Consider the following 20,788-nt stretch of genomic DNA (forward strand, 5'->3'; position numbering starts at 1 on the left):
GGCAGTTCCAGCCCTGGAACAGGTACTGCATCGTCACCGTCATCTCACCGTAGGCACCACCGATCAGCTCCTGCAGCTTCCGGGCGTAATACGGGTCCGGACGCTCCGGCTTCGCCTCGAACTGCAGGGCCTTGGTGTGACGGAACACGGGGTCCTCCCTCGCCGGTGATGATGTTGGCGAGGGAGGCTTTCCCGCTCCGAACGCGTTTTAACCGTCAGCCCAGCAGCTCCGGGCGCTGCCAGTCCTTGCCCAGCACGTGCTGGGCGAGGAACGCGAACACCGTGGCGTACCAGAGCTTCGCGTGGTGCGGGGTCAGGATCCAGTGGTTCTCGTCGGGGAAGTACAGGAACTTGTGCGGTGTCGAGCCGTCCTCGGCGGCCGAGCGGGACGCCAGGTCCCACCACAGCCGCAGCCCCTCGCCGATCGGGACGCGGTAGTCCTTGTCGCCGTGGATGACGAGCATCGGCGTGCTGATCTCGTCGGCGAAGCGGTGCGGGGAGTTCGCCTCCGCCATCTCGGGGGTCAGCTCGCGCTGCCAGTAGAAGGTCGCGTCGGTCGTCGGCCCGAACTGGTCGAGCGCCCACAGCGAGGCGTGCGTGACGATCGCCCGGAACCGGTCGGTGTGCCCGGCGACCCAGTTGGCCATGTAGCCGCCGAACGATCCGCCCATCGCGGCCGTGCGGGTTTCGTCGACGGCCGGGTGCCGCTCGGCGGCGTCGGTGGTGGCCATCAGGTCGGTGAACGGCGCCGCGCCCCACGCGCCCCAGCCGCGTTTGATGAACTCGTAGCCGTAGCCGGTGGAGATCGCCGGGTCGGGCAGCAGGACGGCGTAGCCCTGGGCGACGGCGAGCCACGGGTTCCACCGCCACTGCCAGGCGTTCCACGATCCGAGCGGGCCGCCGTGGATCCACAGCAGCAGCGGCGCGGGCGAGTCCGGGCCGGCGTCCCGCGGCAGCGCGAGCCACGCCCGCAGCGGCGTGCCGTCCTCGGCGGTGGCGGTGACCTCGTCGAGCCGGCCGGGAACGTCGGCGTCCAGTCCGAGCGCCTCGGCCGGGCCGGGCAGCGGTTCGATCGCACCGCCGTCGAGGGCGACGCGCACCGGCGCCGGCGGGTGGTCGACGGCGGAGCGCAGCGCGTAGACCCACCGGCCGTCCGGCGAGATCCGCGGATCGGTGTAGGCGCCGTCGTCGGCGGTCAGCCGCGTGACGTCACCGCTGGTGGCGTCGACCCGCCACAGCGGCGAACGGCCCTGGTCGTCCGCCGCGACGACCAGCGCCGAGCCGTCGGGCAGCCACCGCGGCGAGTGCGGCCAGCGGTCCCACTCGCGGGTCAGCGGCCGGATCTCCCCGCCGGTGAGCGGGACGAGGGCGAGCCAGTAGTCGCCCGGGGCGTGCGGGGTCGACCGGCGGTACACGGCGATCGCGACCTGGGTGCCGTCCGGCGAGATCCGGGGCGACTCGTACTCGTGGTCGGCGTCGTCGGCCAGGACGCGCCGCTCGCCGGTGGCCACGTCGATGGCGACGACGGTGGTGCGCTGCGACCCGCGCCCCTCGGGCACCACCCAGGTGGTGACGACGGTGCGGCCGTCGGGCGCGACGTCCCAGGACGCTTCGTCGCCCAGCGCGCGCCCGGCGTGCCCGGTGAGATCCCGCAGCTCGAGGCGGTCCTCCCCCGCCGGCACCCCGTCGGCGACGACCAGCCGGGTGCCGTCGGGGCCCAGGTCGTGGTCCCAGTACCGGATGGGGTACTCCTCGTGCAGGATCGCCGAGACCCCGGCGTCCTTGCGCGCCTTGCGGACCTCGGCGTCGTGGCCGGCGCTCGTGGCCGAGGGCATCATCGGCGCCCCGGCCAGCACGGTGCCGGCCTCGGCGGCCACGGTGACGCCGTGGATGCCGCCGGCGGGCGCGGCGACGACCCGGGCGTCCCCGCCGGACGCGGGCTGCAGCCACAACGCGCTCTTCGGGCCGTCCTCGCCCTCGGCCGCGGCGTCCGGCCGGGCCGAGACGAACAGCAGGTCACCGGAGGGGGTGAAGGCGGCGCCGGACTCGCCCTCGGCGCTGCGGGTCAGCCGCCGCGCCGGGCGCTCGCCCGCGGGATCCACCTCCCACAGCGCCGTGGTGTAGCGGTTCTTCTTCAGGTCGGGCGTCGCCACGCCGACGACGAGTCGGCGGCCGTCCGGGGAGAGCACCAGACCCGACAGCCGCGGCAGGCGGACGTAGGCGTCGAGGTCGGCGAAGGCATCGTCGGTCACTTCGCCTTCTTACCACCAAGCACCGACGGTTTTGCGGGTTTTCGATCAGCCGCCGAGCGCGCGGGCCAGCAGGGTCCGGCGGTTGCGCACGGCGGTCTTGGTGAAGATCGACTTCAGGTGGTCCTGGACGGTGTGCTCGGACAGGAACATCCGCCGCGCGAGGTCCCGCGTGTCGCTGCCGTGGGCGAGGTGCCCGAGGAGTTCCCGCTCGCGGGTGCTGAGCCCGAACGCCCGGCCGAACAACGCGACCCGCTCGGCGGGCGCGGACTCCTCGATGGTGACGGCGATGTCCCGGACGATCCGCGCCGCGCGCAGGGTCACCCACCGCCCGTCCGCGAGGTGCACGCGGGCCGCCGGGCGGTCGCCGTCGACGCCGGCCTCGTTGGCGAGCAGTTGCGCGGCCACGTTGTAAGCGCCGGCCGGGACCGGCGCGCGCCCGTCGTCCGGCGGGACGAGCACGCGCAGGTACTCGGCGGTGTCCGGGGTGTGGCCGAGGACGTCCAGTTCCGGGGAGAGCAGCAGCACGACCGGACCCGGCCGCGGCGAGTGGCCGTCCCGCGCGACGAAGGTCTCCGCCTGGGCCCGGCGCAGTTCGGTGGTGACCGGTTCGAGGATCCGGGTGAGCGTCGCGGTTTCCGGGCCGGTGAAGGGGCGGGACCGCCACAGGTCGAGGAAGGCCCAGACGCCGAACCGGTCGGCGAACACGGCGGACGCGACATCGGCGACGCCGTAGCCGTCCAGCATCTCGCGCCACAGCAGGCTCCGGGCAGGGTTGCCGCCGGTGGCCGCGCGAAGGGTCGTCACGGTGCCGGGGCGCAGCGTGGTCCAGCGGTTGGTCGGGGTGAGGTACTTGAGCCGGATCAGGCGGGGCAGCTCCGGCAGGCACGGAACGTCGGCGAGCGGGGCGGTGCCGACGGCGGTCTCCGGGTCGGTGAGCGGCCAGGCGTAGGCGTCGAAGCCGACCTTGCGCCGGATCTCGCCGAGCACGCGCAGCCGCACCGCCCTCGCGTCCACATGGTCGAGTCTAGAACCCCAGGAACCTGGGATGGGCCCGGCGAGGCGGAATTCCTACCGTCGGCAGCGAGGAGAAGGAGGAGTCATGGCCACCTTGCACATCGAACACTCGATTGTGGATTTCCCGCTGTGGCGGGCGGCGTTCGGCCGGTTCGCCGAGGCGCGCCGCCGGGCGGGCGTGCGGGCGCACCACGTGTCCCGCCCCGCCGGCGATCCGCACTACGTGGTGGTGGACCTGGAGTTCGGATCGGTGCCCGAGGCGGAGGCGTTCCGGACCTTCCTGGCACACGAGGTCTGGTCGACGCGCGAGAAGTCACCCGCGCTGGCCGGCAGCCCGCGAACGCTGATCCTGGAACCGGCGGATGAGGATCACTGATCAAAGAGGACGTCGTCACCCTGCAACTGCGGCGGCTGATAGGCGACGCCGTCGAGGGTCGCACCGCTGAAGCGGATGTCGCCGGTGAAGACGGCCAGGTCGAACGTGGTGTAGCTGCTGAAGGCGACCCGGCTGAACCACGCGTCACCAGCGAAGGTGGCCCGGTCGAAATAGGCGTCGCGGCTGAACTCCACTCCGGGCAGCCACGCGTCCGTGAAGCTCGCCCGCCGGAAGCTGGCGTTCCCGGTGAACGTGGCACCGCTGAAAACCACATTTCCGGACAAGGTCGCGTCGTCGAAACGGGCCTCCCCCAGGAACGTCGTGTCGCGAAACGCCGTCGCTCCGACGAAGGTGGCTTCGTCGAAGCGCGCATCACCGGCGAACTCGGCCCGGTCGAAGCGTGCATTGCCGTTGAAGGTCGCCTCCGCGAACCAGGCGTCCCCGCTGAAGGTGGCGTCGCCTGTCCGGCCAGAACCGGTGGCCGGCACCGCTGAGCGGGTCCAGGTGGTCGGTCAGGATCCGCTGCGCGGTGAGGCGTACTTCCCGTTCCTGCAGCTGTCCCCAGGTTGTCCTGAGCCAGCCTGTCGAGCGCGTGGAGGCCGGCGAGACGAACCGGCGCCTTCTCGGATCCGAGCTGCTCGACCGCCTTGAGGTAGAGGCCGGTGATCCGTCGTCCAACTGACAGGAGCAGCGACATCACTCAGCGCAACGACGTGGCGCGCCGTTCGAGGGAACCGGCCCGGCGGACCCGCCCGCCCGGCTTGTAGATCGACAACAGCACCGCCGCCAGCAGGCACGCCGGTGACACGATCGGCGGGAACACCAGGTCCGGCGGCACCCCGGGAATCCCCGCGAGCAGCGATTGGCCGTACACCGCGGCCTCGCCGACCGCCGGGCGCAACAGGATCAGCCCCAGCACCGTCAGCACCACGTTGAGCACCAGCTTGATCGCCACCCACCAGTACCGGACCACCCCGTACCGGCTGCCCAGCCCCAGCATCACCCCGCTGCCCAGGCACACCAGCCCGGCCACCAGCACCGGCCACACCGCGAACAGCCGCAGCGCCTGGTAGCACACCGCGGCCAGCGACGGATCGTCCGTCAGCATCGCGGTGAACACGAGCACCGCCAGCACCACGTCGATCCCGATCCACGCGCCGGCGGACACGATGTGCACCGCCAGCCACGCCTTCCGTCCCCGGGCTTTGAGTCTCATGCCGCCCACTGTCGCGAACCGCGCGGTCCGGGACATCCGGCGCGGAGCGCGACTTTCGCCTACGCCGCCACGCGTACGCGCCGCGGTTTGACGCGCGTCAGGCCCACCCCGGCCAGCACCACCACCATCCCGGCCACGACCCGCACCGTCACCCCCTCGCCCAGCACCACCGCCCCGAGCGCGACCGACACGACCGGCAGCAGGTACCCGACGACCGCCGCGCCGGTCGGGCCCTCGTCCTCGATGAGCCGGTAGTTGAGGTAGAAGGTGAACCCGGTGCCGAACACGCCGAGCAGCACGACCGCGAGCACGGCGAGGCCGTCGAACCCGGGACGGCCGCCGTCCACCGGCAGCGCCAGCGCCGCCAGCCCGGACGCGGCTCCCAGCTGCGCCGCCGACGTCCCGAGCGGCGCGCCGGTGCCGGCCAGTTTCCGCGCCATGTAGGCGAACGCGATCGCGTAGCTCGCCGCGGCCGCCACCAGCGCCAGCGCGCCCCAGCCGAACAACCCGGACCGCTCCCAGGGCGCGAAGATCAGCAGCACCCCGGCGAACCCGAGCAGCAGCCCGCCGAGCCGCGCCGGATGCGTCCCGCGTTCGGTGCCCAGCACCAGCCCGATGAGCAGTGACCACAGTGGAGTGGTCGCGTTGAGCACACCCGCGATGCCGGAGTCGACCGTCTGCTCACCGATGCTGAACAACGCGAACGGCACCGCGTTGCAGAAGAACGCGGCCACGGCCAGCCGCCCCCACACCACCCGCCCGCGCGGCATCCGCTGCCCGGCGATCCGCGCCAGGACGAACAGCACCGCGGCGCCCAGGACGCTGCGCAGCACCGCGACCTCGATCGGCGTGAACCCGCGCAACGCGAGCTTGATCCACAGGAACGCCGAACCCCACAGCAGGGCGAGCACACCCATCCGCACCCACGTCTTGATCACACCACCAGCGTGCGACCGAGGAAGCGGAAGAACAAGTGAAAGATTTTGACGTTTCGTTTAGCTCAGCTTACGACTGAACAGCAGCTTCCACGGCATCAGCGCGGACTCCAGCTGCACCGCGAGGCTCATCTTCGACACGCCGTCGGCGCGCTCCTCGAACCGGATCGGGATCTCCGCGATGCGCAGCCCCTGCTTCACGGTGCGGTAGTTCATCTCGACCTGGAACGCGTACCCGTTGCTGCGGATCGTGGCGATGTCGATGCGCCGCAACGTCTCCGCGCGCCACGCCTTGAACCCGGCGGTCGCGTCCTTGACCCGCAGCCGCAGGATGGCGTTGACGTAGAAGTTCGCCCACGCCGACAGCGCCTTGCGGTGCCAGCCCCACTCCCCGGCGAGCGAACCGCCTGCCACGTAACGGGATCCGAGCACGACGGCGGCGTCCGACGTGGCCAGCTTCTCGATCATCCGCGGGACCGCCTCGACCGGGTGGGACAGGTCGGCGTCCATCTGGATGACGATGTCCGCGCCCTCCTCCAGCGCCCGGGTGATGCCGGCGACGTAGGCGCGGCCGAGACCGTCCTTTTCGGTCCGGTGCAGCACGCCGATGCGGTCCGGGTCCTCGGCCGCCAGCTTGTCGGCCACGTCGCCGGTGCCGTCCGGCGAGTTGTCGTCCACCACGAGCACGTGCAGGCCGGGCAGCCCGAGGCCGGTGAGCTGGCCGACGAGGTTGGGCAGGTTGTCCCGCTCGTTGTAGGTCGGGACGACGACCGTGACCTTCGGGGAGCTCTCTCCCATGATCAAATCCTTCGTGCGCGGGTGGAGGTTCGGCACCGAACGGTATCGCACCCGGTTTCGCACCTCTTCCGGGTAACGCCGACGCCGTTTTCCGAGGTCGTCAGCGGGTACGACGAACCAGGAGCGTCCTCGCGCGTCTGAACTGGCGGGAGGTCCGGCGAGGGAGGGGGAGCATGCGCAGCGGTCGTGGGGCGCTCCTGGCCCTGTTCCTCGCCGTCGTGGTGGTCGGCGGGATCGTCACGTGGATCGTGCTGGCGGGGCGGCCGGCGCCCCGGCCGGGCTGCACGGCGACCGCGGCGGACGGCTCGTCCGTGGACCTGACCGTCGAGCAGGCACGCAACGCGGCCACGATCGCCGCCGTCGGGAAGCGCCTGGACCTGCCCGACCACGCCGTGACGGTGGCCCTGGCCACGGCGATCCAGGAGTCGCGGCTGCGGAACCTGCCCGCGGGCGACCGCGACTCGGCGGGGCTGTTCCAGCAGCGGCCGAGCCAGGGGTGGGGCAGCTACGCGGAGGTGACCGACCCGGTCTACGCGGCGACGGCGTTCTACGAGCGGCTGCGGGAGGTGCCGGACTGGGCGGACCTGCCGCTGACCCGGGCGGCGCAGCTGGTGCAACGGTCGGCGCTGCCGGAGGCCTACGCGCAGTGGGAGACGGAAGCCGCGACGATGGCGGCGGCGCTGACCGGGGCCCGGCCGACCGCGCTGACCTGCGCGAACATCTCACCGGGTGAGCCGGAGGCGGACATCGTGCCGGTCGCCAGGGCCGAGCTGGGCACCGCGGTGCTCAGCGGCCCGCACCCGGCGGCCGAGGGGTGGGCCTTCGCGAGCTGGCTGGTCGCGAACGCGACGCGGTTCGGTCTGGACGGCGTCACCTTCGACGGCGTGACCTGGACGGCGGACTCGGGCGCCTGGACGGCCACCGGTCCCCGGGACGGCGTGCTCAGCCTGCACCGCGTCCCGTGACCACGATCGCCCGAGGGCCGACGACGCCGCCTACCTGGTCGGCGACCGGCCGAGGTCGTCCTGGAGTCCTCGCCGGCTGGCGGGAGCTTCAGGCGCGCTGGGCGAGCACCCCGAACATCGTCACCGAGAGGTGGAAGTCCCCGCGCGCGGCGCCGTCGGCGACCTCGGCGAGCAGCCGCTCCCCCTGCTCGCGGGTGACCGCGCCGTTGCCGACGGCGTGCTGGACCATCATCGGCAGCAGCGTGTCCCGCACCGATTCGTGGTCGGAGATCAGGGCCTGCGAGCCGCGGTCGAGGATCGTCAGGCCGGCCGCGGTCAGCCAGCCCGCGAGCTTGCGGCCCGCGGCCGGTTCGGCGGTCTGCGAGAGCATCCCGGCCAGCACGCCCCGCGCGGTTTCCGGGTCGCCGGGGTGCAGGATCCCGGTCGCCCAGTCGGTGTCGATCAGCACCACGCGACCGCCCGGCCGCAGGACGCGGACGATCTCGGTGACGGCGGCCGCGGGCTCGGTCAGGTGCTGGAAGACGCGTTCGCACAGGACGACGTCGAAACTCGCGCCGGCGAAGGGCAGGGAGCAGACATCGCCGGGCACGAACCGCGCGGAGGATCCGGCCGCCCGCTCCCGGGCCAGCGCGAGCATGGCCTCGTTGGGGTCGAGGCCGATCGCCTCGCCGCCGGGCCCGGCCGCGGCCGCGAGCACCTGCACCTCGGACCCGGTGCCGCAGCCGATCTCCAGTGCCCGCTCCCCCGGCCGGACGGCCAGCGCTTCGTGCGCCCAGGCCCGCAACCGCCGCACGCCCGGGGTCGCGGCCTGCACGTCGAGGACCTCGGCCTGGCGCGCGACCACGGCCGGGTCGATCCGGTCGGCCCGGAAGGAGATGTCGGTGTCCGCCACGAGCGCGAATGCTAGTCCGGCGCGGAGGTCGTCACGACCAGATTCCGCAGTTCGTAGCTGTCGATCTCGGCTTTCCTGGTGACCCGCGGCGGGGTCGCCATGCGCAGGCCGGGCAGGGCGAACAGGCGGCTGAGGAAGACGTCGGCCTCCAGGATCGCGATGTGCGCGCCCGGGCACTTGTGCGCGCCGTCGCCGAAGGACAGGCCGGGCGGCTCGCACGGCTCGAGGTTGGCCGCGTCGATCCGCAGCTCGACCAGCTCACCGGCGGGGATCGTGTCGCCGTCGAGCCGGAGCGGCTCGGTGGTACGCCGTTTCAGCCCGCCGATGACGGGTTCGGTGCGCAGGATCTCGTGCAGCAGGGCGACCCGCTCGTCCTCGCCCGCGGCTCGGTAGCGCGTGCGCAGGTCGTCGTCGGTGAACAGGTGCCAGGCCGCGACGGAGACGAATTCGCGGGTGGTGACCATGCCGGCGGCGGCGAAGGTCAGGCACTCGCCGAGGATCTCGCCCGCCGAGCAGCCCTCGTCCAGCAGGTGCGAGATGAGGTCGTCCCGGCGGTCCCGGCGCCGGGCGCGGACGGCGGGGCGGACGTCGGCGACGTAGACGGCCAGCCAGTTGCGCATCTGCCGGAAGAACCAGTGGATCCCGGTCAGGCTGGTGAACCCGGGGCGGCCGAACTTCTCCGGGAAGAAGCGGTCCAGCCGCCGCTGGATGCCCGGCCTGCTCTCGGTGAGGCCGATGACCTCGGCGGCGACGCCGATCGCGAGGCCGAAGGCCAGGTCCGGCAGGTCGGCCCGCCCGGTCCGGGTGAGCCGCGCCAGTTGCTCGCCGGCGACGCGGACCATGATGTCGCGGTAGTGCTCGCTGACGCGCCGGGGCGTGAAGAACCGGGCGGTCTGGCGGCGGTGCTCGCGGTGTTCCGGGCCGTCGCGGTAGAGGACCGGGCGGCGGAACCGGGCCGGCAGCTTCTCGACGGTTTCGATGCCGAGCCCGGCCTGCACGGTGCCGCCGCTGCGCAGCACCGTGCGGGCCTGCTCGTAGCCCGTCACCCGCCAGGTCCCGTCCGGGCCGCGCCGCACGGGGCAGCCGTCCCCGGCCGGGCCGCGGTCGATCTTCCGCCCGCCCACGGGATCCAGCCAACACGACCGGACGGGCGGCCGACAGGGCCGCCCGGCGCAGTCAGTGGTGGTACTGGTGGACGACCGCGTGCCCCTTGCCGCGCCCGATCATCCACTTGTTCACCGGCCAGGTCAGCACGAACGCCACGGCCAGCGCGAACGCCAGCGCGCCCCAGAACAGCCAGCTGGCCAGGCCGGCGTCCATCGCGCCCGGCACGGCGACCATGATGCCGTTGTCCACGATCTCCATCACCGTGATGGAGATCGTGTCGGCGGCCAGCGCGACCTTCAGCGCCGCGCGGAAGGGCACACCCGCCTTCAGCACCCCGCGCATGGTGAGCGCGTAGCCGAACACGAACGCCAGCGCGACGGCCAGGGCGATCGTGGCGACGCCGTGCAGCCCGAGCGCGGTGCCGATGACCATGCCGAGCACCTCGCCGATGGCGCAGCCGGTGAGGCAGTGCAGGGTGGCCTGCGCGGCGGCGGCCCAGGTGGTGGGCGGCCGGTGCCCGGTGTGCGCCCCGTGCCCGGCGTGGGCGGCGTGCTCGTGCGTCGAGTGGTCCATCTCGTGCTCCTCCGTTCAATACCCCTAGGGGGTATGACTGGAGTGAAGATAGCCCTCTTGTCCGGATTGCGCAATCACCTTCGCGCGGCACGCACCGACTGGGCGATCACGGCGATCACGGCCAGCCCGGCGACGGCGAACCCGTAGACGATCGCGGTGGACCGCAACCCGGCCGATGTCGCCGCGAAGCCGGCGATCACCGCGGGAACGCTGAACGCGAGGTAGGCGATGACGTAGACCACGGCGAAGAGTTCCCCGCGTTCGCCGGGGGCGGCCAGCCGGGCCAGCGTGCCGAAGCTGGCCAGCGCCGACGCCCCGAACCCGACCCCGGACACGAGCGTCCCGGCCACCGCGAGCGTGACCGTGTCCGTCAGCACGCCGGCCAGGCTGGCGCCCAGCCCGGCCGCCAGCAGCACGGCGCCGGCCTGCAGCACCATGCCGACCGGTGCGGTGCGCAGCGCCAGCGAGGTCAGGGCGCCCGTGCCGCACAGCAGGGTCACGACGAGCCCGCCGACGAGGTGGTTGGTGAGCCCGAACAGCCCGGCCGCCACCGACGGCCCGAGCGAGAGGTAGAGGCCGCCGAGGGCCCAGCTGGAGAGCAGGATCGGGAGCAGCGCGAACAGGTCCGGCCGCAGGCGCGCCGGGACGCCGAGCCGCGGGGTGAGCGAGGCCAGCGCGCCCGGACGGCGGGCCGAGGTCTCCGGCAGGCCGGCGGTCAGCAGCAGCGCGACGACCATTCCGGCGAGCAGGAGCGCGTAGACCAGGTGGGTCGGGGCGGGCGCGAACTGGACGAGGGCGCCGCAGCCCAGTGCGCCGAGGGCGAGCCCGCTGGTTGGGGCGACGCTGCTGATCACGCCCGCGCGGCCGGGGGCGTGCGGCGGGTTCAGGTCGACGAGTGTCGCGCCGAGCACGGACATCGCGGCGCCGGTCGCGACACCCTGCACGACGCGTGCCGCGAACAGCGCGGAGACGTCACCGGCGACCAGGAACAGCACGAGCGAGACGGCTTCGCCCACGATGGCCGCGGCCAGCACCGGCCGCCGTCCGATGTGGTCCGACAGGGCGCCGACGACCAGCAGGGAGACGATCAGCCCCAGGACGTACACCGCGAAGACCGCGGTGAGCGTCATCGACGAGAAGCCCCATTCCTGCTGGTAGACGACGTAGAGCGGGGACGGGACACTGGAGGCCGCCATGAACAGCACGAAGATGACCGCGACCGCCGTGAACGCCACCGGGTGGGACAACCGGGCTCTCGGGCGGACCGCCACGGGGGCGACGGCGGGACAACTCGACATCAGCACTCCTCGGAAAAGCAAAGATCGATGCGTTAGGACGACCATAGCGCAAACGCAACGATCGATGCGATAATTTCTTCATGCCAGCCACCATCAGCACGACGCGCCCCGGCGGCCGGTCCGCGCGGGTGCGTGCCGCCGTGCACCGCGCCGTCGTGGAGTTCCTGGCCGAGAACCCGGCGGAGGCGCTGACCCTGCCACTGATCGCGAGCCGCGCGGGTGTCCACCCGACCACCCTGTACCGGCGGTGGGGGTCGGTCGCGGAGCTGATGGCGGACGTCGCGAGCAGCCGCTTCAGCGGCGACATCGTGGTGCCCGACACCGGTTCGCTGCGCGAGGACCTGCGGCGATGGGCGGCGGACGTGGCGACCGACCTGGCCGACCCGGACGTCCTGGCGCTCATGCGGGCCACGATCGGCTCCGGCCCCGGAGGTGGCTGCGCGTGCACGGCGGACCGGCACGCCCAGCTGACGGCGATCCTCGACCGGGAGCGTTCGCGCGGCGGGACGGCGCCGGAGACGCTGCACGCCGCGGACGTCCTGCTCGGCCCGCTGTACTACCGGGCGATCTTCGTCGGCCAGCCTGCCGATCCCGGCTGGACGGCGGAGCTGGTGGACACGCTGCTCAAGTAATCCGCTTGCGCGTCGTTACTCGCGCGAGTAACTTTTTACTCATGCAGGTAATCAGTGACGTGCAGCCGGACCTGGGCCTGAGCCCGGCTGAGGAGGCGCGCCGGTCGCAGATCATTGCGGCGACGCTCGCGACGATGGCGGAGCTGGGGTATCGCCGGACGTCGTTCGCGCGCATCAAGGAGCGCGCCGGGTTGAGCAGCACGCGGCTGATCGGCTACCACTTCGGCACGAAGGCGGGGCTGATCCAGGCGGTGGTGACGACGGCGCTGAGCATCCGGGACCGGTATCTGGAGGAGCGGGCCGGCGACACGACCGATCGGGCCACGATGCTGCGCGCGGTGATCGAAACGGAGGTCACGTTCGTCCGCGACCACCCCGAGTGCGTCCGCGTGCTGCGCGAGGTGGCCGCGAACGCCGACGACCCGGACGGCTGGCCGGTCGCGGGCCCGCTGCTGAGCGGTTTCCGAACCGCCCGCATCGAGCGGCTGCTGACGCAGGGCCAGAGGGAAGGCGCCTTCGGCGAGTTCTCCCCGGAGGTCGCGGCCCGCACGATCGCGCAGAGCATCGACGGAGCGATCCAGGCCTACACCGAGAACCCGTCCCTGGACCTCGAAGCCTACGGACGCCAGCTCGCGGACTTCTTCGAGCAGGCCGTGGCAGCGAAGGGCTGAGCCTGTTCTCTCCCGGTCCCCCGCTTCGCCAAGCGGGGGACCGGGACCGCCCCGGCGACCACCAACGAGCAGCCGACACGGGTCGGCGACCGCTCACCGACAGCCCATTCCCCACTGACGCCCAGCCCGACCAAACCCCGGCCGAGAAGCGCGACCCCCGAGGAGCACCGCACCACAGCCACCGGCCCGGCCTCCGTCATGGCGACGACGCGACCACACCGCTCCCCGCGCAAACCGGCGCGCCAACCCACGCCCTCGAAGCGACGCTCGCTGACCCACCGACCCCGGCCCGCTCCGCCACCGACCACACGGGCCTACTACCGGCCGCCTAGCGCATCCGCCTTCCACCAGGACTCAGCCGCATCCGGCGCACTACGCGCTCGCCTGCCGCATCCAGCCCACCACCGAGTGACCATCCGCATCCGGCCCCACCACCGAGTCACCAGCCGCACCCGGTCCCACCATCGAGTGACCATCCGCATCCGGCCCACTACCGAGTCACCACCCGCGCCCGGCCTACCACAGAGTCACTACTCGCGTCCGGCGCGCCACCGGGTTCGCCATCGGGTCACCCCTCGCATCCGGCCCGCCACCGAGCTACCAGCCGTGCCCAGCCCGCCACCGAGTCACCGCCCGCGCCCGGCCCACCACCGAGTCACCGCCCGCGTCCAGCCCGCCACCGCGCTACCGCCCGCATCCGGCCCGCCACCGAGTCACCGCCCGCGCCCGGCCCGCCGGCGGCGCGGAAACCTCGGCGCAGTCAGGGCCGCAACCCGGACAGCGCCGTCTCCACCACCCGGTCCGCGAACTCCTCCGTGAGCGGCCCGCGCTGCATCCAGCGCACCGTCACCGGCCCCCAGATCACGTCCACCGCCATGTCCAGGTCCACATCGGACAGCTGTCCCACTTCCACCGCCTTCCGCAGCCGCTCCTTCTTCAGCTCCCGCACAGGCTCGTCGAGCCGTTCCGCGTACATCCGCGCCAGCTCTGGGTCATGCATGATCTCCGAACTCAGCGCACGCATCGGCAGGTCGTAACGCGCGTCGCGCAACTCCTTGACCGTCGCGCGCAACACGGCCTTCAGGTCCGCCTCCAGGTCCCCGGTATCGGGCAGTCCGCCACCGTCCCCTTCGGACAGCATCAGGAACGCGTCCAGGAGCACCGCCCCCTTCGACGGCCACCAGCGGTAGATCGTCTGCTTCCCGACCCCGGCCCGCGCGGCAATCCCCTCGATGCTGAGCTTCGCGTATCCCACCTCCCCCGCCAACTCGAACGCCGCGGTCAAAATCGCGCGACGCGAGTTCTCGTTCCGACGACTCGAATCCGGCACGTCCCGACTCTACCACAAGATGAGACGAGACGGTCCGTCTTGACAGCCTCGAAACGAGACGCTACGGTTCGTCTCACAACGAGAGGAGCACACCATGACCACCGACCCCACGTCCCGCGTCTGGTTCATCACCGGAGCGAGCCGAGGCCTCGGCCGCGCGTTCACCGAAGCCGCCCTCGCCCGTGGCGACCGGGTCGTCGCGGCCGCCCGCACCATCACCACCGAAGAGACCAGCCAGTTGCTGCCCATCCAGCTCGACGTCACCCGGCGCGAGGACGTGTTCAAGGCCGTCGAGCAGGCCGTGGAGCACTTCGGCCGCCTCGACGTGGTGGTCAACAACGCGGGCACGCTGTCGATGGGCATGGTCGAGGAGTTCACCGAGGAGCAGGCCCGCGCCGCGATGGAGACGAACTTCTTCGGCGCCCTGTGGGTGAGCCAGGCCGTCCTGCCGGTGCTGCGGCGGCAGCGGTCCGGCCGCATCCTGCAGATCTCCAGCATCGCCGCGCTCGGCGGGTTCCCGATGACCGGCCTCTACAGCGCGAGCAAGTTCGCCCTGGAGGGCATGAGCGAGGCACTGGCCCGGGAAGCGGCCCCGTTCGGCGTCCAGGTGAGCATCGTCCAGCCGGGTGGCTACTGGACCGACCTCTACACCGCCCCCGCCAGGGCGAGCCCGATCGACGACTACGGGCCCCTGAGACTGGAGCTCGAACGACTGTGGTCCGAAGAGTCGGTCGACAGCGACCCGGCGCTGGCCGCCGAGGCAGTGCTGAAACTCGCCGACAGCGAGGACCCGCCGTTGCGCCTGCTGCTCGGCAGCATGGTCTACGACCTGGCGCACGACCTCACGCGTCAGCGCCTGGACGGCTGGTCGGACTGGGAGGAGGTGAGCCGCGCGGCCGAGCAGGCGATCCCGATGCCGGTCAAACGAGGAACGTGAACAGGGGGCTGTCGGGCGAGACGCGTTCGATGCGGTGCGGGCCGGCCATCATCCGCTTCATCATCGGTTCGAGGTTCTCCGGCGACCCGAGTTCGATGCCGACCAGCGCCGGGCCGGTCTCGCGGTTGTTGCGCTTGACGTACTCGAAGAGCGTGATGTCGTCGTCGGGTCCGAGCACGTCGTCGAGGAACCTGCGCAGCGCGCCGGGTTCCTGCGGGAACTCGACGAGGAAGTAGTGCTTGCGTCCCTCGAAGATCAGCGCCCGCTCGACGATCTCGGCGTAGCGGCTGACGTCGTTGTTGCCGCCGGAGACGATGCACAGCACCGTCGACCCCGGCTCCAGTCCGAGGTCCAGCCCGAGCGCGGCCGGGGAGAGCGCGCCCGCGGGCTCGGCGATGATGCCGTCGGACTGGTAGAGGTCGAGCATCTCGACGCAGATCTTGCCCTCGGGCACGGCGATCATGTCGGGACGGCGGTCGGCGGCGAGGGCGTAGGTGTGCTCACCGACGAGCCGCACCGCGGCGCCGTCGACGAACGGGTCGATGGCCTCCATGGCGACCGGGCCACCGTGCTCGAGGGCGAGCGCCATGCTGGCCGCGCCCTGCGGTTCGGCGCCGATGACGCGCACCTCGGGCTGGGTCTCGCGCAGCCAGGCGAGCGTTCCGGCGAGCAGGCCACCGCCGCCGACCGGCACGACGACGACGTCGGGCGCCTTGCCCAGCTGCTCGATGGCCTCCTTGACCACGGTGCCCTGCCCGGCGATCGTGCGCGGGTCGTCGAAGGCGGGGATCATCGTCGTGCCCGTGCTCGCGGCGTAGGCCTGCGCGGCGGCGGCCGCGTCGTCGTAGGTGTCGCCGTGCACCACGATCTGGACGTGCTCACCACCCAGGCGGGCGACGCGGTCCCGCTTCTGCCGGGGCGTGGTGCGCGGCAGGTAGACGCGGGCGAGGACGCCGAGCGCGGCTGAGGCGAACGCCACACCCTGGCCGTGGTTGCCGGCGCTCGCGCACACGACGCCCCGGGCACGTTCCTCGGGGGAGAGCTGGCTCACCAGGTTGTAGGCGCCACGCCCCTTGTAGGACCGGACGGCGGACAGGTCCTCGCGCTTGAGCCAGACGTCCACGCCGTGCTGCAGCGAAAGCCGTTCGTTGCGGTGCAGTGGCGTCGGCTGGATGACGCCGGCGAACCGGGCGGCCGCCATCGCCACGTCGGCTGCCCGCACCGCGTCGGGCCCGTTACCCACGACTTGGTTCCTCCTGTCGGCGTAGACGTCATTCGTACCAAAGTCGTGCCGGGCGCCCGCACCCGGAGCGGCCCGTGCCAGATAATGCGAGCCGTGGGTGCGGAGCGGGCCAGGGGGCAGTTGGTGGAGGAGTACGGCCCGGCGTGGTCGCCGGGACCGTTCGAACGAGGCACCGACGGTCCCCACATCGTTCTCGCGGGCGTCGACGGCTCCCCCACCGCGCTGCGGGCAGGTGCCTACGCGGCCGGGCTCGCCCGGCGGCAGCGGTCGCGGCTGGTGCTGGTCTACGTGCTGGCGCCGCCGGCGTGGACGGGCATGGCGACCGGCTACCTCACGGCCGCCCAGGAGCAGGCCTACGAGGCGACGATCGACGAGATGCGCAGGCCGATCCGCGACCTGGCCGACGAGGCGAACATGCCGATCACGTTCATCGTCCGCCGGGGCGACGCCTTCACCGAGCTGCGGCGCGCGGCCGTCGAGCTGCATGCCGACCTCGTGGTGGTGGGCGCGTCGGAGAGCCGGGGACACCGCATCGTCGGCTCCGTGGCGAACCGCCTCGTGCGGTCCGGCCTCTGGCCGGTGACGGTCGTGCCCTGACCAGTACCGGCCGCGCAACCTCGCCGGTGCCCGCTCGGCCGAGCTCACCACCGGCGGGCCTGCTCCGGCAGGCCCGATTTCTCAGTGAGAGGCAGGGCATCGAGGGTGGCTGTGGATCGGTTTGTGCGGGCGCGGCGCCAGATCGCGGGACAAGGCCCGTGGCGATTCAGGATGATCGGGGCGCAAGTCCACCGCCGCCGAGGGCAGCCAGCCCCCGGCGCCGGGCACCGCCGCTCAATCCGGCGCAACCGGAGCAGCGCGAGCCCGAGCAGGAGCAGCGCGAGCCCGAGCAGCTCAGCGTCGCCAGCTCCAGCCGGCCGCCGAGACCGCGCGGCCTCTGTCATGCAGCCAGCCGCAACCAGACCCAGCCGAGCAAGCCCGTGCGGGGTAACCGATGCCAGTGCCAGGCATTGCCTCTCCCCCAGCGCAATCACACCCACGCACACCCCAACGGGCCCGGCGGGACCACCTCCAGTCGGCCGCCGCTGCCGCACAGCCCGCAACCAGCACCCACGCCCTGCCCAGCAAGCCCCTGCGGGGCAGTCAATGCCGGTGCCGCCCATCGCCCCACCGCAACCACGCCAACGCGCACCCCGCAGGCCACGCACCACCGCCTTCAGCCGGGCACCGCTACCGCGCGGCCCGGGTCACGCCGCCGACGCCGCGCGGCCCGAGTCACGCGCGGGCGATTCGGTCCAGTGCTTGCTCGAACAGACTGACCGTGGCCGCGTGGAGGCGGTCGCCGGTGGAGCGGGGTGCCTTGCCCGCGCAGGCCCGCGCGTGGGTGCCCTCCAGCACGATGCCCAGTTTGAAGCACGCCAGCACCGCGTACCAGGCGATCGCGGACGTGTCCCGCCCCGAGTGGTCGGCGTAGCGGGCCACGATCTCCTCTTCGGTGGCGAGGTCGCCGGCCGTGGCGAGGCCGGTCCAGCCGAGCATCGGGCGGGTGCCCGGCCAGGTGGCCAGCAACCAGCCGAGGTCGAGGAGCGGGTCGCCGATCGTGCTCATCTCCCAGTCGACGATCGCCGCCACCGCGGCGTCCTCGCGGGAGAACAGCACGTTCGCCAGGTGGTAGTCGCCGTGCAGGATGCCTGGTGTCCACTGCCGCGGCACGTGGGACGCGAGCCACTCCGCCACCGCCGGCACGCCCGGGATGTCCGGTCCCGGGTAGCCCTCGTGGCCAGCGTAGGAGTCCAGCTCCGCGAGCCACCTCGGCACCTGGCGCTCGAGGAACCCGTGCGGCCGCCCGAAATCCGCGAGCCCCACCTCCTCGTGGCCGACCGACCCGAGCGCCGCCAGCGCGTCGGCCATCGCCAGGCCCATCTCGTGCCGCAGCGCGGGCCGGGTCGCGTGCGGCTCCGGCAGTTCGAGGGTCGCGTTGAAACCGTCGACCGGCTCCATGAGGTAGAAGACCGCGCCCGGCAGGACCGTCTCGTCCGGGCAGGCCGCGATCAGCTCCGGATGCGGCACCGCGGTGCCCGACAACGCGGCGAGCACCCGCATCGCGCGGCGCAGCACGTCGTTGCTGCGCGCCCGCCGGTGGCGTGGCCCGCTGCGCAGCACGTAGGCCCGGCCGCCGCGGCGGAAGGAGACCATCAGGTTCTGCGTGCCGCCGGCGATGGGCGCCAGATCCTCGACGGGGCCGCCCGGCAACCCCTGACGGTCCATCCACACGCCGACGGCCCGCAGCTCCCCCGGCGACAGGACGTCGGCCTCCGGCATCGGGCCCCTCCTTCGCTTCGGGTTGCAACATGGCAGACGGACTGGGGACAGCGGAAGCCCAGCGCGCCGACCAGCGCGCCACGGGATGCCACCGGTGCCCGCCACCGCATGCCGCCGGCGCTCGCCACCGCACGCCGCCCGCGCTCGCCACCGCACGCCGCCCGCGCTCGCCACCGCACGCCGCCCGCGCTCGCCACCGCACGCCGCCCGCGCTCGCCACCGCACGCCGCCCGCGCTCGCCACCGCACGCCGCCGGTGCTCGCCATGGCATGCAGCTGGTGCCTTCCAGCGTTGAGGGGCTCCGGTTGCTCGGAGCGGGCACCACACGTCCGGCGGCAACCGCGCCGCCGGTGGACAGCAGCCTGAGAGCAGGGTGGGTGGGCGGACGCCGAATTCGACAGTCCCGGCCTGTCGCCCTTCCGACGCCCGCGGACGGCAAACGTTAGGCCCGCCAACGTTGAACCGGCAAATGATTCGGCGTCCAAACGTTTCCGTTACACTCCGGCCATGGACACGACCGCCTCCGGACGGCTGCGCGCCCTGCCCAGCTGGCTGCTCACCCAGACTGCCCACCACGCGCACCGGCTCGTCACCGAGGGCCTGTCCGAGGCCGGCGCCCGCGGCTACCACTACCGCCTGCTGGCCGCTCTGGAGGAGTCCGGCCCGGCGAGCCAGGCCACGCTCGGCCGGCGCAGCGCCATCCACCTCTCCGACCTGGTGGCGACCATCAACGAACTGGCCGACCGCGGCCTGGTGAGCCGCGAGCCGGACCCGGCCGACCGGCGCCGCAACGTCATCACGATCACCGCGGACGGCCGCCGCCACCTCAAGCGCCTCGACAAGCAGATCGCCCGCATCCAGGACGACCTCCTCGCCCCGCTGAGCGACCAGGAGCGGGAACAGCTGACCGGCCTGCTGTCCAGACTGCTGCGCCACCACACGCCGGACGCCTGAGCACTGCGGCCACGGCAACAGGCGTTGGTGATGAAGCTGGGTGTGTTCGTGGTGCTACAACCGACGGGCTGAGCACTGCGACCACGGTCACACGACGCCCGGTTTCGGCAAGGCCCGGCTGGGTAGTCTCACCCGACCGTTGAGCAGCCAGCGGAGGGAGCCCGCGTGACCGACTTCTGGATCGACAACGCCCTGCAACGGGTACTGAGCCACCCCACCGACGTGCGCACCCTGCGGGAATCGGCCGCCGCCTTCCTCGACGGCTGCACGGTCGAGTCGGTCACGGACGCGCTGCTCGTCATCGACACCCTGGCCAGCGCCGCCTACGACCAGGGCCGCCTGCCCGCCACACTCCGCCTCGTGCGCGAGGGCACCCAGTCCGACTGGCTGCGGATCTCGCTGGCCGCGCCCGGCATCGAGCTGCCCTCCGCGGACAGCGGCTTCGGCACCGGCCTGCACGTCCTGACGACCTGCGCGGCCCTGTGGGGGCGCAGCGGCGAGGGGGACCATGCCGCTCTCTGGGCGCATCTGCCACTCGTGGCTGCCGTACCGGCCGCACTTCACGTAGCGTTTACACATGGAGTCGCCCCTGATCACCGACCGGCTGCTCATCCGTGACTGGACGGTCGACGACGCCGAAGCCGCACTCGCGATCTACGGCTCGGAAGAGGTCACGCACTGGCTGACCCCGGCGATGGACCGGGTCGGCGATGTCGCCGCGATGCGCGCGGTGCTGCACGCCTGGCGTGAGGCCCAGCCCAACCTGCCGCCGCCCCGCGGCCGGTGGGCGATGGAGCGCCGGGAGGACGGGCAGGTGATCGGCGGCCTGGGCATCCGCCTGCTGCCGCCCTACGACGAGGACCTCGAGCTCAGCTGGCAGCTGCATCCCGAGGCCTGGGGCCAGGGCTACGCCACCGAGGGCAGCCAGGCCCTGATCAGGTGGGCGTTCACGCAGGACACCGACGAGCTGTTCGCCGTCGCGCGTCCGAACAACATTCGGGCGATCGCCACCGCGAAGCGGCTCGGCATGCAGTGGGTCGGCGAGACCACCAAGTACTACGACCTGCGCCTGCAGGTCTACCGCATCCGGCCGGGCGACCTGGACGACGCGCCGGGGACTTGACCACCACACCGGCCGCGCGGTTCACTGACTGACGGGTCGACGTCGCCGCAAAACCGAACGGGATTCTGCCGGGTTCGGCAACCGACCCTGACGAGTACCGGGCGTCCAGGGCAATTCGGGCGCCGCGGAGGAGAACGACGTTCGGAAGGTGGG

General features: G+C 72.5%; 23 protein-coding genes. 9 read left to right on the top strand and 14 right to left on the bottom strand.

What is annotated here, in order from left to right:
- The 3 genes from D0D15_RS18115 to D0D15_RS18125 all read right to left on the bottom strand — a co-directional run.
- The coding region (locus D0D15_RS18115) for a manganese catalase family protein (protein ID WP_205414059.1) at nt 1-148 on the bottom strand (148 nt) is incomplete at its 3' end.
- Nucleotides 149-215: 67 nt separating this feature from the next.
- On the bottom strand, nt 216-2,252 hold the full coding sequence (locus D0D15_RS18120; protein ID WP_094008581.1) for a S9 family peptidase: 2,037 nt from the start codon (nt 2,250-2,252) through the stop codon (nt 216-218).
- 45 nt (nt 2,253-2,297) lie between these two features.
- A complete protein-coding gene (locus tag D0D15_RS18125; RefSeq protein ID WP_244214969.1) occupies nt 2,298-3,266 on the bottom strand; it encodes a helix-turn-helix transcriptional regulator in 969 nt (322 codons plus the stop codon).
- Between the two features lie 85 nt (nt 3,267-3,351).
- Here D0D15_RS18125 and D0D15_RS18130 point away from each other — a divergent pair, with 85 nt between their 5' ends.
- Nucleotides 3,352-3,642 carry a hypothetical protein gene (locus D0D15_RS18130; RefSeq protein WP_094008580.1) on the top strand — a complete coding sequence of 97 codons (291 nt, stop codon included), beginning with the start codon at nt 3,352-3,354 and terminating at the stop codon, nt 3,640-3,642.
- On the opposite strand, the gene D0D15_RS18135 is transcribed toward D0D15_RS18130, so the two are convergent.
- The 4 genes from D0D15_RS18135 to D0D15_RS18150 all read right to left on the bottom strand — a co-directional run bounded on the left by D0D15_RS18135 (nt 3,636) and on the right by D0D15_RS18150 (nt 6,591).
- The gene (locus tag D0D15_RS18135) at nt 3,636-4,130 is read right to left on the bottom strand and encodes a pentapeptide repeat-containing protein (protein WP_198958377.1); all 495 of its coding nucleotides are present in this window, start codon (nt 4,128-4,130) and stop codon (nt 3,636-3,638) included. The genes D0D15_RS18130 and D0D15_RS18135 overlap by 7 nt on opposite strands.
- A 212-nt stretch (nt 4,131-4,342) precedes the next feature.
- A complete protein-coding gene (locus D0D15_RS18140) occupies nt 4,343-4,858 on the bottom strand; it encodes a hypothetical protein (RefSeq protein ID WP_094008579.1) in 516 nt (171 codons plus the stop codon).
- Between the two features lie 59 nt (nt 4,859-4,917).
- Nucleotides 4,918-5,775: a DMT family transporter gene (locus tag D0D15_RS18145; protein WP_115944606.1), complete on the bottom strand. Its 858-nt coding sequence runs from the start codon at nt 5,773-5,775 to the stop codon at nt 4,918-4,920.
- 78 nt (nt 5,776-5,853) lie between these two features.
- On the bottom strand, nt 5,854-6,591 hold the full coding sequence (locus D0D15_RS18150; protein WP_094008578.1) for a polyprenol monophosphomannose synthase: 738 nt from the start codon (nt 6,589-6,591) through the stop codon (nt 5,854-5,856).
- Between the two features lie 173 nt (nt 6,592-6,764).
- Here D0D15_RS18150 and D0D15_RS18155 point away from each other — a divergent pair, with 173 nt between their 5' ends.
- The gene (locus D0D15_RS18155; protein WP_094008577.1) at nt 6,765-7,556 is read left to right on the top strand and encodes a hypothetical protein; all 792 of its coding nucleotides are present in this window, start codon (nt 6,765-6,767) and stop codon (nt 7,554-7,556) included.
- A gap of 88 nt (nt 7,557-7,644) precedes the next feature.
- On the opposite strand, the gene D0D15_RS18160 is transcribed toward D0D15_RS18155, so the two are convergent.
- From D0D15_RS18160 to D0D15_RS18175, 4 genes are all read right to left on the bottom strand, one after another.
- Entirely contained in the window at nt 7,645-8,448 is an 804-nt protein-coding gene (locus tag D0D15_RS18160) for a methyltransferase domain-containing protein (RefSeq protein ID WP_094008576.1), read from the bottom strand.
- An 11-nt stretch (nt 8,449-8,459) separates the two neighbouring features.
- The gene (locus D0D15_RS18165; protein ID WP_094008575.1) at nt 8,460-9,572 is read right to left on the bottom strand and encodes a cytochrome P450; all 1,113 of its coding nucleotides are present in this window, start codon (nt 9,570-9,572) and stop codon (nt 8,460-8,462) included.
- A gap of 52 nt (nt 9,573-9,624) precedes the next feature.
- Complete coding sequence (locus tag D0D15_RS18170) at nt 9,625-10,128, bottom strand: DUF4396 domain-containing protein (protein WP_094008574.1); 504 nt, start codon at nt 10,126-10,128, stop codon at nt 9,625-9,627.
- Between the two features lie 74 nt (nt 10,129-10,202).
- Nucleotides 10,203-11,426 carry an MFS transporter gene (locus D0D15_RS18175; RefSeq protein WP_094008573.1) on the bottom strand — a complete coding sequence of 408 codons (1,224 nt, stop codon included), beginning with the start codon at nt 11,424-11,426 and terminating at the stop codon, nt 10,203-10,205.
- Nucleotides 11,427-11,506: 80 nt separating this feature from the next.
- Here D0D15_RS18175 and D0D15_RS18180 point away from each other — a divergent pair, with 80 nt between their 5' ends.
- Nucleotides 11,507-12,058 (top strand): TetR/AcrR family transcriptional regulator, encoded by a 552-nt coding sequence (locus D0D15_RS18180; RefSeq protein ID WP_094008572.1) that lies wholly within the window; start codon nt 11,507-11,509, stop codon nt 12,056-12,058.
- A gap of 41 nt (nt 12,059-12,099) precedes the next feature.
- Nucleotides 12,100-12,729: a TetR/AcrR family transcriptional regulator gene (locus tag D0D15_RS18185; protein WP_094008571.1), complete on the top strand. Its 630-nt coding sequence runs from the start codon at nt 12,100-12,102 to the stop codon at nt 12,727-12,729.
- A gap of 760 nt (nt 12,730-13,489) precedes the next feature.
- On the opposite strand, the gene D0D15_RS18190 is transcribed toward D0D15_RS18185, so the two are convergent.
- Nucleotides 13,490-14,014 (bottom strand): TetR/AcrR family transcriptional regulator, encoded by a 525-nt coding sequence (locus D0D15_RS18190; RefSeq protein ID WP_094008570.1) that lies wholly within the window; start codon nt 14,012-14,014, stop codon nt 13,490-13,492.
- 139 nt (nt 14,015-14,153) lie between these two features.
- On the opposite strand from D0D15_RS18190, the gene D0D15_RS18195 reads away from it, so the two are divergent.
- On the top strand, nt 14,154-14,996 hold the full coding sequence (locus D0D15_RS18195; protein ID WP_094008569.1) for an SDR family oxidoreductase: 843 nt from the start codon (nt 14,154-14,156) through the stop codon (nt 14,994-14,996).
- Here the strand turns inward: D0D15_RS18195 and ilvA are convergent.
- Nucleotides 14,980-16,197, bottom strand: a complete 1,218-nt coding sequence (gene ilvA / locus D0D15_RS18200) for a threonine ammonia-lyase IlvA (RefSeq protein ID WP_233157513.1) — start codon at nt 16,195-16,197, stop codon at nt 14,980-14,982. The genes D0D15_RS18195 and ilvA overlap by 17 nt on opposite strands.
- 165 nt (nt 16,198-16,362) lie before the next feature.
- Between ilvA and D0D15_RS18205 the strand changes: the two genes are divergently transcribed.
- Complete coding sequence (locus D0D15_RS18205) at nt 16,363-16,836, top strand: universal stress protein (RefSeq protein ID WP_094008568.1); 474 nt, start codon at nt 16,363-16,365, stop codon at nt 16,834-16,836.
- A 675-nt stretch (nt 16,837-17,511) separates the two neighbouring features.
- Here the strand turns inward: D0D15_RS18205 and D0D15_RS18210 are convergent.
- On the bottom strand, nt 17,512-18,558 hold the full coding sequence (locus D0D15_RS18210) for a phosphotransferase family protein (protein WP_094008567.1): 1,047 nt from the start codon (nt 18,556-18,558) through the stop codon (nt 17,512-17,514).
- Between the two features lie 507 nt (nt 18,559-19,065).
- Between D0D15_RS18210 and D0D15_RS18215 the strand changes: the two genes are divergently transcribed.
- From D0D15_RS18215 to D0D15_RS18220, 3 genes are all read left to right on the top strand, one after another.
- Nucleotides 19,066-19,512, top strand: a complete 447-nt coding sequence (locus D0D15_RS18215) for a MarR family winged helix-turn-helix transcriptional regulator (protein ID WP_094008566.1) — start codon at nt 19,066-19,068, stop codon at nt 19,510-19,512.
- Nucleotides 19,513-19,677: 165 nt separating this feature from the next.
- Entirely contained in the window at nt 19,678-20,130 is a 453-nt protein-coding gene (locus tag D0D15_RS35970) for a hypothetical protein (RefSeq protein ID WP_094008565.1), read from the top strand.
- On the top strand, nt 20,090-20,635 hold the full coding sequence (locus D0D15_RS18220) for a GNAT family N-acetyltransferase (RefSeq protein ID WP_094008564.1): 546 nt from the start codon (nt 20,090-20,092) through the stop codon (nt 20,633-20,635). Before D0D15_RS35970 ends, D0D15_RS18220 begins: the two co-directional genes overlap by 41 nt.
- Nucleotides 20,636-20,788 lie beyond the last annotated feature (153 nt).

Source organism: Amycolatopsis thermalba (assembly GCF_003385215.1).
In the GTDB taxonomy this organism is placed as follows: Bacteria; Actinomycetota; Actinomycetes; order Mycobacteriales; family Pseudonocardiaceae; genus Amycolatopsis_E; species Amycolatopsis_E thermalba.